Origin of the sequence: Methanocaldococcus infernus ME (genome assembly GCF_000092305.1) — an archaeon.
In the GTDB taxonomy this organism is placed as follows: Archaea; AGJL01; Methanococci; order Methanococcales; family Methanocaldococcaceae; genus Methanocaldococcus; species Methanocaldococcus infernus.
The window spans coordinates 1155676-1170229 of record NC_014122.1; the positions used below are offsets into that span (position 1 = coordinate 1155676).

20 protein-coding genes and 5 tRNA genes are annotated in these 14554 nt (G+C 35.3%); 9 read left to right on the plus strand and 16 right to left on the minus strand.

What is annotated here, in order from left to right; translation table 11 throughout:
- Positions 1 to 5: 5 nt before the first annotated feature.
- The 5 genes from METIN_RS06385 to METIN_RS06405 form a co-directional block, all read right to left on the minus strand.
- Positions 6 to 93: transfer RNA gene (locus METIN_RS06385), tRNA-Leu, on the minus strand.
- Positions 94 to 142: 49 nt separating this feature from the next.
- A tRNA-Glu gene (locus METIN_RS06390) sits at positions 143 to 217 on the minus strand.
- Positions 218 to 224: 7 nt separating this feature from the next.
- Positions 225 to 299: transfer RNA gene (locus METIN_RS06395), tRNA-Ile, on the minus strand.
- Between the two features lie 28 nt (positions 300 to 327).
- Positions 328 to 403: transfer RNA gene (locus tag METIN_RS06400), tRNA-Asn, on the minus strand.
- Between the two features lie 12 nt (positions 404 to 415).
- Positions 416 to 489 (minus strand) — tRNA-Phe (locus METIN_RS06405).
- Between the two features lie 176 nt (positions 490 to 665).
- On the opposite strand from METIN_RS06405, the gene METIN_RS06410 reads away from it, so the two are divergent.
- A complete protein-coding gene (locus tag METIN_RS06410) occupies positions 666 to 1127 on the plus strand; it encodes a 30S ribosomal protein S15 (RefSeq protein WP_013100670.1) in 462 nt (153 codons plus the stop codon).
- Positions 1079 to 1804: a metallophosphoesterase gene (locus METIN_RS06415; RefSeq protein ID WP_332247385.1), complete on the plus strand. Its 726-nt coding sequence runs from the start codon at positions 1079 to 1081 to the stop codon at positions 1802 to 1804. The genes METIN_RS06410 and METIN_RS06415 overlap by 49 nt, the downstream gene beginning before the upstream one ends.
- On the opposite strand, the gene METIN_RS06420 is transcribed toward METIN_RS06415, so the two are convergent.
- Entirely contained in the window at positions 1794 to 2975 is a 1182-nt protein-coding gene (locus METIN_RS06420) for a preprotein translocase subunit SecD (RefSeq protein ID WP_013100672.1), read from the minus strand. The two genes, METIN_RS06415 and METIN_RS06420, sit on opposite strands and share 11 nt — an antisense overlap.
- Before the next feature lie 33 nt (positions 2976 to 3008).
- Between METIN_RS06420 and METIN_RS06425 the strand changes: the two genes are divergently transcribed.
- From METIN_RS06425 to METIN_RS06445, 5 genes are read left to right on the plus strand one after another with little or no spacing between them, the layout of a single operon-like run.
- On the plus strand, positions 3009 to 3281 hold the full coding sequence (locus tag METIN_RS06425; protein ID WP_013100673.1) for a SemiSWEET transporter: 273 nt from the start codon (positions 3009 to 3011) through the stop codon (positions 3279 to 3281).
- Positions 3266 to 3691, plus strand: a complete 426-nt coding sequence (locus METIN_RS06430; RefSeq protein ID WP_013100674.1) for a DUF2666 domain-containing protein — start codon at positions 3266 to 3268, stop codon at positions 3689 to 3691. The genes METIN_RS06425 and METIN_RS06430 overlap by 16 nt, the downstream gene beginning before the upstream one ends.
- A complete protein-coding gene (locus METIN_RS06435) occupies positions 3681 to 4727 on the plus strand; it encodes a radical SAM protein (RefSeq protein ID WP_013100675.1) in 1047 nt (348 codons plus the stop codon). Before METIN_RS06430 ends, METIN_RS06435 begins: the two co-directional genes overlap by 11 nt.
- Positions 4717 to 5466: a sulfide-dependent adenosine diphosphate thiazole synthase gene (locus METIN_RS06440; protein WP_013100676.1), complete on the plus strand. Its 750-nt coding sequence runs from the start codon at positions 4717 to 4719 to the stop codon at positions 5464 to 5466. Before METIN_RS06435 ends, METIN_RS06440 begins: the two co-directional genes overlap by 11 nt.
- Positions 5463 to 5705 carry a DUF504 domain-containing protein gene (locus METIN_RS06445; protein WP_013100677.1) on the plus strand — a complete coding sequence of 81 codons (243 nt, stop codon included), beginning with the start codon at positions 5463 to 5465 and terminating at the stop codon, positions 5703 to 5705. Before METIN_RS06440 ends, METIN_RS06445 begins: the two co-directional genes overlap by 4 nt.
- Here METIN_RS06445 and cfbA read toward each other — a convergent pair.
- Genes cfbA through METIN_RS06470 form a run of 5 tightly spaced genes read right to left on the minus strand, consistent with a single transcriptional unit; the run spans position 5677 to position 9182 of the window.
- Entirely contained in the window at positions 5677 to 6087 is a 411-nt protein-coding gene (cfbA, locus tag METIN_RS06450; RefSeq protein WP_013100678.1) for a sirohydrochlorin nickelochelatase, read from the minus strand. The two genes, METIN_RS06445 and cfbA, sit on opposite strands and share 29 nt — an antisense overlap.
- A gap of 49 nt (positions 6088 to 6136) precedes the next feature.
- Positions 6137 to 6946 (minus strand): transketolase, encoded by an 810-nt coding sequence (locus METIN_RS06455; protein ID WP_013100679.1) that lies wholly within the window; start codon positions 6944 to 6946, stop codon positions 6137 to 6139.
- A gap of 1 nt (position 6947) precedes the next feature.
- Positions 6948 to 7685 (minus strand): helix-turn-helix domain-containing protein, encoded by a 738-nt coding sequence (locus METIN_RS06460; RefSeq protein ID WP_232156302.1) that lies wholly within the window; start codon positions 7683 to 7685, stop codon positions 6948 to 6950.
- A complete protein-coding gene (locus METIN_RS06465; protein ID WP_013100681.1) occupies positions 7678 to 8766 on the minus strand; it encodes a bifunctional 5,6,7,8-tetrahydromethanopterin hydro-lyase/3-hexulose-6-phosphate synthase in 1089 nt (362 codons plus the stop codon). The genes METIN_RS06460 and METIN_RS06465 overlap by 8 nt, the downstream gene beginning before the upstream one ends.
- Positions 8763 to 9182 (minus strand): CBS domain-containing protein, encoded by a 420-nt coding sequence (locus METIN_RS06470; protein WP_013100682.1) that lies wholly within the window; start codon positions 9180 to 9182, stop codon positions 8763 to 8765. The genes METIN_RS06465 and METIN_RS06470 overlap by 4 nt, the downstream gene beginning before the upstream one ends.
- A gap of 157 nt (positions 9183 to 9339) precedes the next feature.
- Between METIN_RS06470 and METIN_RS06475 the strand changes: the two genes are divergently transcribed.
- Both METIN_RS06475 and METIN_RS06480 read left to right on the plus strand, forming a co-directional pair.
- Entirely contained in the window at positions 9340 to 9747 is a 408-nt protein-coding gene (locus tag METIN_RS06475) for an NfeD family protein (protein WP_013100683.1), read from the plus strand.
- Positions 9744 to 10553, plus strand: a complete 810-nt coding sequence (locus METIN_RS06480) for an SPFH domain-containing protein (RefSeq protein ID WP_013100684.1) — start codon at positions 9744 to 9746, stop codon at positions 10551 to 10553. Before METIN_RS06475 ends, METIN_RS06480 begins: the two co-directional genes overlap by 4 nt.
- On the opposite strand, the gene METIN_RS06485 is transcribed toward METIN_RS06480, so the two are convergent.
- The 5 genes from METIN_RS06485 to METIN_RS06505 are packed head-to-tail and all read right to left on the minus strand — an operon-like array spanning position 10550 to position 14554.
- Positions 10550 to 11656, minus strand: a complete 1107-nt coding sequence (locus tag METIN_RS06485) for an OBG GTPase family GTP-binding protein (protein WP_048203457.1) — start codon at positions 11654 to 11656, stop codon at positions 10550 to 10552. The genes METIN_RS06480 and METIN_RS06485 overlap by 4 nt on opposite strands.
- A 19-nt stretch (positions 11657 to 11675) precedes the next feature.
- The gene (locus tag METIN_RS06490) at positions 11676 to 12308 is read right to left on the minus strand and encodes a formate dehydrogenase accessory sulfurtransferase FdhD (protein WP_013100686.1); all 633 of its coding nucleotides are present in this window, start codon (positions 12306 to 12308) and stop codon (positions 11676 to 11678) included.
- A complete protein-coding gene (locus METIN_RS06495) occupies positions 12280 to 13038 on the minus strand; it encodes a 4Fe-4S binding protein (RefSeq protein WP_013100687.1) in 759 nt (252 codons plus the stop codon). Before METIN_RS06495 ends, METIN_RS06490 begins: the two co-directional genes overlap by 29 nt.
- A complete protein-coding gene (locus METIN_RS06500; protein ID WP_232156303.1) occupies positions 13039 to 13536 on the minus strand; it encodes a 4Fe-4S binding protein in 498 nt (165 codons plus the stop codon).
- Entirely contained in the window at positions 13457 to 14554 is a 1098-nt protein-coding gene (locus tag METIN_RS06505) for a 4Fe-4S dicluster domain-containing protein (protein WP_013100689.1), read from the minus strand. Before METIN_RS06505 ends, METIN_RS06500 begins: the two co-directional genes overlap by 80 nt.

A 14554-nucleotide genomic window follows, 5' to 3' on the forward strand; every position in this document is an offset into this window, starting at 1 on the left:
AACAATGGTGCAGGGGAGGGGATTTGAACCCCCGAACCCCTACGGGACCGGGTCCTAGGCCCGGCGCCTTTGGCCAGGCTTGGCGACCCCTGCTCTCTAATTGATTTAATTCTTTAAATCTAATTAAATAGGAAAAAATTAGTGCTCCGGCCGGGATTTGAACCCGGGTCGCGGGCTCGAAAGGCCCGCATGATTGGCCGGACTACACCACCGGAGCAAAGTAGTGGGCCCGAAGGGATTTGAACCCTTGACCACTCGGTTATGAGCCGAGCGCTCTGACCAGGCTGAGCTACGGGCCCACCAATTTAATTAATAAAAAAATAAAATTGGCGCCCCCAGCAGGACTCGAACCTGCGACCTACGGATTAACAGTCCGTCGCTCTACCAGCTGAGCTATGGGGGCACAATAAAGTAGTGCCGCGGGGGTGATTTGAACACCCGACAACGGGATCTTCAGTCCCGCGTTCTCCCAGGCTGAACTACCGCGGCACCACAACAGCATTAACCTTAAATTAAAAATTTGGTATATAAAGTTTTCTATTTTATTATTTTGAATATTTTTGTATTTAACTATTTATTTTAATAAATTAAACAAAGATTTATATAGCAATAGCAATTTTTTGATACAGAATTATACTTTAGAACTGGCGACCGTCGGTGATAACATGGCAAGAATGCATGCAAGAAAAAGAGGTCGCTCCGGTTCTACTAAGCCATACAGGACAGAGCCTCCTAAGTGGGTTAGTTACACACCGGAGCAAGTTGAAGAGTTAGTTGTAGAGTTAGCTAAAAAAGGTTACCAATCAGCTCAGATAGGGTTAATATTAAGAGATAACTATGGAATTCCAGATGTGAAGTTAATAACTGGAAAGAAGATAAGTAAGATAATGAAAGAACACAACCTCTACCCAAAGGTTCCTGAAGATTTATTAAACTTAATGAGAAGAGCAGTTAACTTAAGGAAACACTTAGAGCAACATCCTAAAGATTTACACTCAAAAAGAGGATTACAGTTAATAGAGTCTAAAATTAGAAGGTTAGTTAAATACTACAAAAGAAAGGGAGTTCTACCAATGGATTGGAGATACACACCAGAGACTGCAAGGTTGTTGGTAGAGCAAGGATAAACATGAAGGTTAAAAACTTCTTATTAACTGAGGAGAGAGCCATTATCTATAAAGGCTATGCTCTCCTCTCTGATCTTCACTTAGGTTTTGACATATCTTTTTTAGAAACTGGGGCTAACTTCCCAACCTTCCAAAAAGATACTATTTTTAACAAAATTTTGGAGATTGTTGAGAAGTATAAAGTTAAGACTCTAATTTTAAATGGAGATATAAAGCATAATTTCATCCCTATTGAGAAGGAGATTAGGTTAGTTAAAGATTTTATAGCCTCTTTAGAAGAGTATGCTGATCTCATCTTAATAAGAGGGAACCATGACACTTACTTAACTAAGATTTTTGAGGTTCATGAATACTTTAAGTTAGGGAAATATATTATATGTCATGGAGACAAAAAGTTAGAAGAGGAAGGCTTTTTTATCATTGGCCATGAGCATCCTTCAATAAAGTTGAGGGATGAGGTTGGAGCAATATATAAATTTCCCACATATTTAATAGGAAAAGAGATAATAGTTTTACCAAACTTTAACCCTCTCTCTCCAGGAAATGATTTAATTAATAACTATCCAAGCTCACCAATGTTAAAAAAGAGTTATGAAGAGTTGGAAGCTATAGCTATAACTGAAGCTGGCCTCTTAAACTTTGGAAAGATTGGAGAATTAAAAAGAGTTATTTTTTAAAGAGCTCTTCAACTATCTTAGCATAGGCAGGCCTTGTTATAAAGATTCCTATCAATATTCCTATAATGGTGGTTAGTGCAAAACCTTTTAATAACCCAACCCCTAAAACAAACAGAGGAAGCATAGCAGCTATTGATGTAGATGCAGAGGCAAAGATGACAAAGAAAGCTCTTTTTATACTTGCCTTTAATCTCTTAATCCCCTTTAATGCCTCATCAGCAATAACTATTTGATTATCTACCCCAGTCCCTACAGCTGCAACAATTCCAGCAAAGGATGGAAGATCAATTCTCCAGTTGATTAGTGAAGCTATCCCTAAGATAATTAAGATCTCTGAGAAACATGTTAGTAAGATAGGGAAAACTAATTTAGGACTTTTGTATCTAAATGCCACAACCAAAGAGACAGCAATAAAGGCAAGGGCTATAGCTATATATATCCCTTTTAATAGTTCTCTACCAAACTCTGGAGAGATGCTATAAGTATATTCAATATCCACCTTAACTGGAAGAGCCCCAGATTTTAGAGCTGTGTAAATAGCTAAAGCCTCAGCCTTCTCCTCCTCTGTTGGAGGGTATGGGCCAACAGTAATAACCTGATTTGGTGAAGGCTTTCCTGAGGTTAGCTCAGGGCTTAACACAGGAGCTGAGATAAGCTTATCATCCATGTATAAATAAACTCTATGGTAAGCCTTTCCTTTAACAAGCTCAGCCATCCTTTTAGCAGCATCAATCTTTAAAGAGAATGGAACCCCATAAGCTACCGTGTTCCCAGAGGGAACCTTTGTAGGAAACTCTACATTAGCTATATCTCTTCCAGTATAGAGAAGTGTTTTATTATCAAGAAGAGCTTTAAAATTACCTTGCTGTTTAAGGATCTTAATGATTGTATCAACATCTGCAGAGGCTGGAACTATAACAATAATTTCATTGTTTCCTCTTGAATAAACCTCTATATTTCCAAGCCCTGTAGCATCTAACCTATTCTTTATAATCTCAACAGTCATTGACATATCTCTCTCATTCAGTGGCTTCTCTGTCTTAAGCACTATTACAGTTCCTCCAGTTATATCAACCCCATAGTGAATTCCTTTAACAGCTATAACAATGGAGGAAAAGAGAATGGCTAAGATAAATATTACAATCCTCTTATCCTTTAACAACTCTTTCAATATCTCACCTTATAACTCTTGAAGAGTGATAATATGGATTTAACCATTATTGGTTACTTAGCTGGAATCTTTACAACCTTTGCCTCCCTACCTCAGCTTATTAAATCTATCAAAGAGAGAGATCTCTCAAGCTTCTCTTTAGCCTTTGTACTTATCTTTACAACAGGCTTATTTCTCTGGCTTATCTATGGAATTTTAAGAAATGATTACCCTATAATAATATTTAATGTTTTATCTCTCATGTTCTGGGTTCCTATAACATACTTAAAAATTAAGGAAGTGGTGAGAAATTGGAAGAAAAGATAGAGTTTTTGGCTAAGCATAAGAATTGGTTTGTTGTCAAAAAGTTGAAGATTGATGAGAATACAGAGGATATAGAGATAGCAAGGCTTTTAGCATCAATAGATGAAACTGTTTCAAGGAAATTTTTAGAGTATTTACCCTTTGACTTAAAAAAGTTAGAAGAGATTGCTGACCAAATCTATGTAAAGAAAAAGGGAAGAGTAAAGGAGGAGGAGATAGCTGAAGCTTTAAAAAAGTTAAAGTCTCCAGCTGTTAGTAGAAAGCTAAATGAGATCACTGAGAGTAAGGAAGGGAAGGAAATTTTAAAGATTATTTTGAATAACATTATTTTAGAGAGGCTGGGAATAGAAACAAGGGTTCCAAGTAGGTTAATTGAGAAGTACATTGAGAAGGAGAGGGAATATGAACCCTGAGGAAGTGTTAGAGAATTGTATTAAAGCATTTAAAATTACAAATAAATACTTTCCCTATGTTTCCTTTGAGAGAGCCCTTTTCTTAGGGTGGTACTGTAACTTAAAAGAGCCTTGTAAGTTTTGTTACATGAGTGTTCTTAAGGAGAGGATAAAGGAGCCTAAGAAGGCTAAGAGAAGCTTGGCAAGTATCTTAGCTGAAGCCATATTAATGAAGAGAATAGGTTGGAAGTTAGAGTTTATCTCTGGAGGTTATGGATACAGTGAGGAAGAGATTAATAGAATAGCTGAAGCTGTTGCCTATGTTCAGAGGTGTAAGCAGTACTTAAATGTTGGAGTTGTTGATGTAGAAAATATAAACTTAGATGTAATTGAGGGAGTTGTTGGAGCTGTAGAAACCTTAAGAGAGAGGGAAAAGCTCTGTCCAGGAAAGAGTTTAGAGAAGATAAAAGAGAATTTAATTAAGGCTAAAGATCTTGGGTTGAAAACTGGAATAACCATTATCTTAGGGTTGAATGAGAGAGAGGAAGACATTGAAAAACTTCTAAACCTTATAGAGGAGCTTGAGCTTGATAGAATAACCTTCTATTCCTTAAACCCTCAGAAGGGAACAATATTTGAGAATAAACCTTCAGTTACAACTATAGAGTATATGAACTGGGTTTCCTCTGTAAGGTTAGCCTTCCCAAAGATTAAAATTATTACTGGAGTTTGGACAGATAAGATAAGTATGATAAGCCCTCTAATCTTAGCTGGGAGTAATGTTATAACCAAATTTCCTCTCTTCTCAATCTATGGGACTAAGTATGCTCACTGGGTAGAGAAGGAGGTGAGAAAAGTTAAAGAGTTGTATGGAACATTCACAGACTTAGATATTTTAAAAGGCTTGAAGAAGTTGGAAAAAACCCCTTATGTTGATGAAGATATTAAGGTTAGTGACAAAACTGTAGAGTTGGTAGAAAGTATTAAAAGTGAGATCAGTAAGAAAATAAATGATTATATAAACAAGGTTGAGAAGAGGGCCAAAAATGGAGAGTAAGATTAGTAGAGGTATAATTAAAAAAGCTATGGAGATGTGGTTAGATAACTTAGAGGTTGATGTAGCCATTGTTGGAGCTGGACCAAGTGGATTAACCTGTGCAAGATACTTAGCTAAAGAGGGGTTAAAGGTTGTAGTCCTTGAAAGGCATCTCTTCTTTGGTGGAGGAACCTGGGGAGGTGGAATGGGCTTTCCATATATAACAGTTGAGGAAGAGGCTAAGCATTTATTAGAAGAGGTTGGGGTTAAGTTGGAGAAGGTTGATGATCTCTATGTAGCTGACTCTGTTGAGGTTCCAGCTAAGTTGGCTACAGCAGCTATAGACAGTGGAGCTAAAATACTTACTGGAATAGTGGTTGAAGACCTAATTTTAAAAAATGAGGAAGTTAGAGGGGTTGTTATAAACACCTATGCCATAGAAAAGGCTGGCTTACATGTTGACCCCTTAGCTATTGAGAGTAAAGTAGTGGTTGATGCCACTGGGCATGATGCCTATGTTACAAACATCTTAGTTAAAAAGAATAAGGTTAACTTAAAGGTTGAAGGAGAGAGATCAATGTGGGCTGAGAGAGGAGAGAAAGAGTTATTAAAATATACAAAAGAAATATATCCTAACTTCTTTGTCTGTGGAATGGCTGCCAATGCTGTCCATGGTGGCTACAGAATGGGAGCAATCTTTGGAGGCATGTACTTATCTGGAAAGTTGTGTGCTGAAAAAATTTTAAAGAAGTTAAAATGACCCTAAAAGAGATAATAAATAAAATTTTTTGGCATCCAGATTTTAAGAAGGAGGATTATGTTATAGTTATTTTAGATAGAGGAGCTAAAAATAATAGAAGAGAGATTCCTCTAAGTGAAATAGAGGTTAGAGGAAATTTTATAGTCTATTTTGACACTTACATTCCTCTACATAGGGTTTTAGAGGTTAAAAATAAAAGAACAGGAGAAATTATTTACCAAAAGCTCTATCTAAGATAATGTCTATTAACCTCTCATCTGCTCCTATTGGCTCTCTATAGATGATTTCAACACCCTCAGGAATCTCTATATGCTCATGCTCATGATCATGATGATGATGACCATCAATTTTAACTCTTTCTTCTAAACCTAACATATGAGGAATGTCTCTTAAGGTGTGAACACCATGGGCTAAGAAAACAGGAACAACAATAATTTTTTTTGCTCCTCTCTCAATAGCTTTTTTTACTGCTTGAGGAATAGTTGGCTCATTGAATTCCATTAACCCTATCTCAACAATTTCAAAAACCTCTTTTTCCTTTATTTTCTCAGCCAATTTTTCTAACAGTTCTTTACTATATGGTAATCTACTACCATGTCCTACAAGTACAAGAGCCTCCAATGTTTCACCTTGTAATAAATTTTTTACTAAAGTTCATACTCATCTTATATTAACTTAACTCTTTGAGAGCCTCTTTTAACTGTTCCTCATTTGGAGCCTTTCCATGGAATGCCACATTATTCTCCATAAATGACACTCCTTTTCCTTTAACAGTTCTTGCTATTATAGCCTTTGGCTTACCATTCTTTAAGCTCTTTGCTTTATTTATGGTTTCAATGATTTCCTTGAAGTTGTGCCCATCTATCTCAAAAGTATCCCAGCCAAAGGCTTTAAATTTCTCCTTTAAATCTCCTAAGGCCATAACCTCCTCTGTATTTCCATCTATTTGTAGATAGTTTCTATCAACAATGGCTATTAAATTATCTAACTTATAATGAGCTGCAGCCATAGCTGCTTCCCAGACTATTCCCTCTTGGCATTCCCCATCTCCTAAGAGGACATAGATATAATTCTTCAAGTTATCTAACTTGTAACCTATAGCCATCCCAACACTTGCAGAAAAACCCTGTCCTAAGGATCCTGTACAGATCTCAACTCCAGGAGTGTCCATTGATGGATGCCCTTGTAGCTTTCCCTCCAACTTTCTAAGCTTCCATAGCTCCTCTTCCTCTATAATCCCAAGCTCTGAGAGTATAGCATATAAAGCAGGAGCAGCATGCCCTTTACTTAAAACAAATCTATCTCTCTCTTTTTTATAGGGGTTTTTTGGATCATAGTCCATGATATGGAAATAGAGGGCTACCATTATATCAGTGGCACTTAAAGAGCCTCCAGGATGTCCAGACTTGGCTAAGCCAACCATTTTAACAATCTTGTATCTAACTCTCTTAGCAATCTCTTCCAATCTCTTAATGTCCATTTTATTTCACCCTAACAAAGTTTATAGCATGTGTTGTTTTCTCATAAAATGCTGGATACCCTACATTAAACTCTTCCAGATACTTTAAAAAGCTCTCATTTATAAACATTGAGTAGCCTTTATTAAGATATTCAATAGCTTTAAATGGACTTTCAACTCTAACTAAAACTTTAAACTTTATCTTCTCCTCTTTTAAAATATTATAAACTATCCTCTGAGCACTGTATCTTATGCCTATTAACTTCCTATAGTCAAAATTGTCCTTACTAACCATTATAAATTTATCATAAAAAGTTTTCACAATGTCCAATTTGTAGCTTCCATACTCATACTTTATAAACCTCTCATCTTCAAGCCTATAAAGCCAGTAGGGATCATCTATTCCTAAGATATTAACTAACCCTAACCTTAAAAGAGTTAGAGCTGAGCCAAAAGAGGTTATTATAAGATTGTCAAAAATTTTTTTGCCAAACTCTCCACTTATGTAGCCAGAAACTACAAACTTCTTATTTAAATTTTCTTCAAGATAATTATCTATTATAGCTAAGGCTTTCTCAGTCAAAACTGTTCCTGAGGATGTGGAATAATAAAGCTTAAATCCTAACTTCCTCTCCATCCTTTTGAGTTGAACATTTAAAGCTGAGGGAGAGATATTTAAAACCTTAGCAGCCTCTTTTTGTGACCTTGTCCTATATAAAGTTAATAAAATCTCAATCTGTCTCTTTGTTAGGTTAATCATCTTCATCATAGTAAAGTCTATATGTATCTATATCATAGCCCATCTTATTTAAGATAAATCTAACAACTCTTCCAGGGTCTCTTGACTTTGTTATGGCTCTTCCAACAATAATAATTTCATAACTATTAATTAACTTGTCAATCTCTTCTAACTTAACTCCTCCAGCTATAGCTCTTTTAAAGTTCCCCTCTAAAGAGAACTCTCTTCTTTTATTTTCATCTATCCCAGTATGAAAGACTATAACATCTGGCTTATTTTTTAGAGAGTTATAAAGCTTCTGGGGATTTTGGACATTTAGAAGATCTAAGTAAGAGATGAGCCCATACTTATTAGCCTCACTTAAAGCCCTCTCTATAGTTTCCCTTGGAGCTAAGCCACTAACAACAACAGCGTCAGCTGTGTGTTCAAAGGCTAACCTAACCTCTAAGCCTCCAGCATCCAAGGTTTTTAAATCAGCCACTATAAAGCCATCAAAGCTTTCCCTAATTTTTTCAATAACCTCTAAGCCAAATCTTTTTATTAGAGGAGTTCCAGCTTCTAAGATTAGGTGATCACTTTCAGGAAGGTTATTTAAAATAAACTCTAAGTTCTCTAAGGATGGGACATCTAAGGCTATCTGTAAATATGGAGGATTCTCAAGCTTATCATCCCTAAATCCAACTAATGGGTGTAAAGCTCTAAACTTCTCTCTCTTAACCTTGTCTAAGCTTGGATAGTCATTTAATGCTCTTAAAATTGCAGTTCTTGCTGATGCATAAAATTGCTGAAACACCCTTTTTTTATAAATTTTTGTTAGTGGAACCTCAGGAACATTGACATTAAAAACTATATACTCAGAGTTTAAGTTTAAGTCAGCTACAGCCTTGGCTATGGCAAATTGAACAACTCCATAAAATAGCTCTTCTTTAGCTTCACTATCTAAGTTGTTAATTGGCTTAACAATAGTTAGGGGCTTAACTATTAAATTAGGCCTCAAATTTGCTAAAATCCCCCCGCTTGAAAAAGTTTTTAAAAATAGCTCTTTGTTGTTTAGGCAAACATTAACCCAAGCTAAGCCATAGCTTGCCTCACCAAACTTCATACTGATCCCTTCAATATCTTTGAGAGCAATCTAATTATATCTCCATCTGATATTATCCCTACTAACTTCTCCTCTCTGTTTAAAACTGGCAATTGGTTTATAATCTCTTCCTTCTTAACATCCATCTTCTTTATAGCCTCTATAATACTTTCATCCTCATAAACTGTAATAACCTCCTTTGTCATCACATCCTCAACTGTAGTTTCTAAAGTATATTTGTCCTTTATTAAATTGTAGCCTATATCTGTGGTTGTAACTATCCCAATTAATTTTTCTCCATCAACAACTGGAAGAGAGCTAATCTTATACTTCAACATCTTCTCAAATGCCTTTACAGCAAGCTCATCCTTATTTATGGTGATAACCTCCCTTGTCATCACATCCTTAACTTTAATTCTCTTTAACTCATCTAACATCCTTCTCAACCTAAAAATTTTTTATTTAATTTAAATTTTACAAAAAATATTAAAGATTTTTGATTTATTTTTACTTCTTTGGTAGATTTTAATTTACAAATATAAAAAAGAAACCTTTATATTCAAGGTTTTAAAAATAAATTTATTTGTGAAAACTATGGTTGGTTATCTCTTTATCCTACTTGGGCTATTGGCAATTGTTGCTGAAATTGTTACTCCTGGCTTATATATGCCAGCCTTGGGGATAGCTTTAATTATCTATGGGATTTTTTTAATGATAATGCCAAACCTCTCCCTAATCTCAGCTATTTTAGCTGGTTTATTGACTATAGTGGTGTTAAACAAATTTGTCTATTCTGTTAAGAGTGAGGTTAAGGTTGGAGTAGAGAGGTTAATCAATAAAGAGGGCTATGCCTTGGAAGACTTTGATGAAGAGGGCTTTGGAAGGGTTGAAGTTGAAGGAGAAAATTGGTTAGCAAGGGGAGAGGGGATAAAGAAGGGGGATAAGGTTATTGTTATTGGCTATGAAGGAACTACCCTTAAAGTTAAAAAGGTGGAAGAATGAGCTTTATTTTTTGGCTAATTATTGGAGTTTTAGTTTTGTTCATTATTATTAAGAGTATAGTTATAGTTAACCAATATGAAGGAGGTTTAATATTTAGGTTGGGTAAAGTGATAGGGAAGTTGAAGCCAGGGATAAATATTATAATCCCCTTCTTAGATGTGCCTGTTAAGATAGATCTGAGAACAAGAGTTGTTAATGTTCCAGTTCAAGAAATGATTACTAAGGATAATGCTGTTGTTAAGGTAGATGCTATTGTTTACTATAGAGTTATAGATGTTGAGAGAGCTATCTTAGAGGTTGAAGACTATGAATATGCAATAATAAACTTAGCTCAAACTACTCTAAGGGCTATTATAGGAAGCTTAGAGTTAGATGAAGTTCTGAATAAGAGAGAGTATATAAACTCTAAGCTTTTAGAGGTTTTAGATAGGGAAACTAACCAATGGGGAGTTAGAGTTGAAAAGGTTGAGGTTAAAGAGATAGACCCTCCACAGGATATAAAAGAGGCAATGGCTCAGCAGATGAAGGCTGAGAGGTTAAAGAGAGCTGCTATCTTAGAGGCTGAGGGAGAGAAGCAGGCAAGAATTTTAAAGGCTCAGGGGATAGCTGAGAGTTATAGAATAGAGGCTGAAGGGCAAGCTAAGGCTATACAGATAGTAGCTGAAGCTGCAAGACAGTACTTTAAAGATGAGGCTCAACTGTATAAAGCCTTGGAAGTTACAAACAATGTTTTAAAAGACAACTCTAAGTATATTATAAGTGAGAACATCTTAGACTTTGCCAAGAGGTTTATAAAGAAAGATTAGCTTCTCTTAATCACTATTGTTAAGATGTCTTCATCCTCTAACTTATGATCTAAACCAACCCTTTGCCCAGGATACTTAACAGATTTTCCCCAGACTAAGGCATATCTGAAGTTTTTAACAAAATCTCTATGAAGCTTTTCACAGACATCTTTAACTGTTGCTCCCTTCCTCATAATTAGAGGTTCATCAAAGTCAGGCTTTTTACCCTGTGGCTTTAAATAAATTTTTATAAATCCTAACTTGTTGTATATTTTCTCCTTTAGTAGATCTAAGTTAATCTCTTTGTTTCCTGAGACTAAGACATAATCTTTCCCAAACTCTTTTAACCTCTCTTCAATATACTTTAAATATTCTTCATCAGCCAAGTCTATTTTATTAACAACCACTAAAGAGGGAATATAAACTCTATTCCCAGCAACAACATCTATAAATTGCTCTACACTTATATCCTCTCTTATTACAACATCAGCATTGTGAATTCTATACTCATTAAGTATAGCTTCAATTGTATCCTTGTCTATCTTTGTTAAGGGCACAGTAGAAGTTACATTTATCCCTCCTCTATCCTTAACCTTAATCTTCACATCTGGAGGCTTCTGATCAAGTCTAATCCCAACATTGTAAAGCTCTCTTTCAATTACAGGAAGATGCTCTAAGGTGTAGATGTCAACAGTTAATAGTATTAGGTCAGCACTTCTTACAGCTGATAAAACCTCTGTTCCTCTTCCCTTTCCTGAAGAGGCTCCAACAATAATACCAGGAGCATCTAACAATTGAATCTTAGCCCCTTTATATTCTAAAACTCCTGGAACTATAGTTAAAGTTGTGAAAGCATAGGCTCCAACTTCAGAGTTGGCATTGGTTAACTTGTTTAATAGAGTGGATTTACCAACTGAAGGAAAACCAACAAATGCAGCTGTGGCATCCCCACTCTTCTTTACAGCATACCCCTTTCCTCCTCCACCTCCAGATCTACTTTGAGCCTTCTCTCTCAGTTTGGCAAGCTTAGCCTTTAGCCTTGCTATGTGTTTCTGAGTAGCCTTATTATATGGAGTTTTCTTTAACTCCTCTTCAATTCTCCTAATTTCCTCAGCAATGTCCATGTAAGACTCACCAAATTTTTTAATATACTGTAGCTTTTCCATCCTTAACCTTAATTAAAGCTATCCCTTCCCTCTTAGCAAGCTCTATAGCCTTATCTGTTGCTGTTGCTTTAGATATTATAACATTTATATTAGCATTTACAGCCTTCCTTACAATTTCATAGGGAATTCTTCCACTGTATCTTAAAATTAAATTATCAAAATTTTTATTATTTAGGATACAAAAGCCTATAGCTTTATCAACTGCATTATGCCTACTTATATCCTCAAAAAAGCATATTATTTCCTCTCCCTCAAAAATAGAAGCCCAGTGAAAGCCTGAAGTTAGCTTCCAATATTTATAGTCAAGTTCTAAGCTACCAATCTTTTTAATTAAATTGATGTCTAAGTTTAAATTTCCTTTTTTCCTCTCTTTCTTCTCATAACTTCCATAGACATAAATATTCTTTTCTTCAATTTCAATAGCCTCAATATTGGTTAGATAACCCTCAGAAACTGAAAAGCCAGCTGAAAATTCTTTAAGATTTGAGGGAGAAATAGAATGAGAGCTTAAAATTAACCTATCATTTATATGTAAGTTATAGAACTCTTCAACTGGAACATATATATATTCTTCCTTACCATCAATCTTTACCTTCACCCTCTTGATCATAGCTAATCATCTTTATAGCCTTTGTTGGGCAAACCTCTTCACAGATCCTACAGAGGACACACTTATCATTATCTATCTCAACAACTCCCCCTATGTCATAAATACAATCTATAGGACATTCTTCAACACAAACCATACAGCCAACACAAAGCTCTTTATCAACTTCCATATGTCCCTCTTTATAAATATTTCCTAATTCTCTCTCAACCTTAACAGCCTTCTTAGGACACTGTTCTTCACAGGCTCCACAGCCAATACAAAGATCTAAGTTAACAGAAAAGCTTTTTTTCCTAACAACCTTTATAGCCTTTGTTGGGCAAACCATTGCACAGATTCCACACTTTCCACATTTCTCATCATTGAAAATATAATTTTTTAACCTAATTTTTCTCTTCATCACTTCTTTTTTATTGATTGAGAGAACTATCTTACTATCTTTTATATTTACATCTCCCTCTATCACAAAGATGGCATCAACTGGACAAGTTTTAGCACAGATCTCACACTTAATACAGTTATCCTTTATCTTCACAGCTCTCTTAACCTTTGCTCTCTCTATAGCATCAACAGGACACTCTTTATAGCATAGGTTACATTTGCAACAGATACTTTCATTAACATAAATTAACTTTCCCCTAATCTCAGAGAGATGGTTAGCTATATGCTTCAATAACTCTTCATCCTCATCCATGTCTTCAAAAATTTCTTTTAAATCTTTAACTATCTCCATTTAGACCCCTTTTAGATATATTGCCTTTGTAGGACATATCTCTTCACATTTTCCACAAAGTTCACATTTCTTCTTATCAATAACTATCTTATCCTTAAATTTATTTTCTTCAATGCTCATAGCTCCAAATATACAATTTTTTACACAAATTAGGCAGGAAATACATTTCCTATAGTTATAGAAGATGTCTACATATTTCTTAATTTCCCTCTCCTTAACCACTCCATCTTCTAAGTATCTAACCTTCCTTACCAACTTTATAGCCTTTGTTGGGCAAACTTTAACACATCTTCCACAGAACATACACTTCTCTTTATTAATTTCAACACTCTCCTCTCCATCAAAAATACAGTTTGCTGGACAAACCTCTTTACAGAGGTTACAGAGGACACACCTATCTTTAATAACATAGATATCTCTAACATTTACCTCTAAGATTACAAAGTTTTTTAGCAAATTCAGACATTTCTCCTTGTAAGAGATTTTCAAGTCTTTCAATGAGATCATCCTCAATTGTTCTTATTTTTGCCATCTTCTTGGCTTCATCAATATTAACCAACTTTATAGTATCTACTGGACACTCCCTCTCACATAAGCCACAGACAATACACTTATCTGGTAAAATATAGGGAAGCTTAGTTTTCTTACTTATGGTAATGGCTCCAAACTTACAAACTTTATAACAGGCTCTGCAACCTATACAATCTTCTTCCAAGACAACATAGCACTTAACCTTCTCCTTAGCTATAGGCTCTTTTCTAACCCTAATAGCTGTGGTTGGGCAAACCTCTAAGCAGTAGAAGCAGTTTAAGCAACTAATTATTTCTCCCTTCTCAATATCTATCTCACCAGGACAAACTTCAACACAGTTTAGGCAAGCTATACATAGACTTTTAACAATATGCGGCTTTTCCACTTTTTCCTCATAGGTTAGCTTATTAAACTCTTTTAATATTTTTAGTCTGAAAGCCCTATCAAATTTTTCATTCATCTCCTCTTCAGTGAAGACAACAATAGCATTTTTCAATGGGCAGACTTCTAAGCATCTCTTGCAAGTTATACATCTTTCAACATCTATTTTATAGGCTTTCTCAGTTTTATGTATTACACCTATAGGGCAAGCTCTTTCACACTTCCCACAGTTTGCACAAACCTCTTCATCTATCTGTAGATAGTGAAACTTAGGAACTGAAAAGGGTTGTCCTTCAACACTAACTCTATGCTTATCCAACTCTAAAACTCCTGTTGGACAAACTTCAACACAGTTTAGACAAGCTATACAGGAATCTACTTCAATATTTGGAATCTTTTTCTCCCTCTCTACCATCTCTATAGCCTTTGCTGGACAACTCTCTTTACAGGCTTCACAACTTATACACTTTTCAGGATACTTTACAATAGGAGGAACCTTTCTAAATCTTGGCTTATCTTCATAATCCTCTTTTTTTGTTTTAGCATCCAAAACTCTTTTTATCCTCTTAACAATCTCATAAATGTAGAAGATGGAAGAGGCCAT

What these genes read in the sequence shown, in the direction of transcription:
- METIN_RS06410 (WP_013100670.1), top strand. Translation starts at nt 666, where the DNA reads ATGGCAAGAATGCATGCAAGAAAAAGAGGTCGCTCCGGTTCTACTAAG.
- METIN_RS06425 (WP_013100673.1), top strand. Translation starts at nt 3,009, where the DNA reads ATGGATTTAACCATTATTGGTTACTTAGCTGGAATCTTTACAACCTTT.
- METIN_RS06435 (WP_013100675.1), top strand. Translation starts at nt 3,681, where the DNA reads ATGAACCCTGAGGAAGTGTTAGAGAATTGTATTAAAGCATTTAAAATT.
- METIN_RS06440 (WP_013100676.1), top strand. Translation starts at nt 4,717, where the DNA reads ATGGAGAGTAAGATTAGTAGAGGTATAATTAAAAAAGCTATGGAGATG.
- METIN_RS06445 (WP_013100677.1), top strand. Translation starts at nt 5,463, where the DNA reads ATGACCCTAAAAGAGATAATAAATAAAATTTTTTGGCATCCAGATTTT.
- METIN_RS06455 (WP_013100679.1), bottom strand. Translation starts at nt 6,946, where the DNA reads ATGGACATTAAGAGATTGGAAGAGATTGCTAAGAGAGTTAGATACAAG.
- METIN_RS06460 (WP_232156302.1), bottom strand. Translation starts at nt 7,685, where the DNA reads ATGATTAACCTAACAAAGAGACAGATTGAGATTTTATTAACTTTATAT.
- METIN_RS06465 (WP_013100681.1), bottom strand. Translation starts at nt 8,766, where the DNA reads ATGAAGTTTGGTGAGGCAAGCTATGGCTTAGCTTGGGTTAATGTTTGC.
- METIN_RS06470 (WP_013100682.1), bottom strand. Translation starts at nt 9,182, where the DNA reads ATGTTAGATGAGTTAAAGAGAATTAAAGTTAAGGATGTGATGACAAGG.
- METIN_RS06475 (WP_013100683.1), top strand. Translation starts at nt 9,340, where the DNA reads ATGGTTGGTTATCTCTTTATCCTACTTGGGCTATTGGCAATTGTTGCT.
- METIN_RS06480 (WP_013100684.1), top strand. Translation starts at nt 9,744, where the DNA reads ATGAGCTTTATTTTTTGGCTAATTATTGGAGTTTTAGTTTTGTTCATT.
- METIN_RS06485 (WP_048203457.1), bottom strand. Translation starts at nt 11,656, where the DNA reads ATGGACATTGCTGAGGAAATTAGGAGAATTGAAGAGGAGTTAAAGAAA.
- METIN_RS06490 (WP_013100686.1), bottom strand. Translation starts at nt 12,308, where the DNA reads ATGATCAAGAGGGTGAAGGTAAAGATTGATGGTAAGGAAGAATATATA.
- METIN_RS06495 (WP_013100687.1), bottom strand. Translation starts at nt 13,038, where the DNA reads ATGGAGATAGTTAAAGATTTAAAAGAAATTTTTGAAGACATGGATGAG.
- METIN_RS06505 (WP_013100689.1), bottom strand. Translation starts at nt 14,554, where the DNA reads ATGGCCTCTTCCATCTTCTACATTTATGAGATTGTTAAGAGGATAAAA.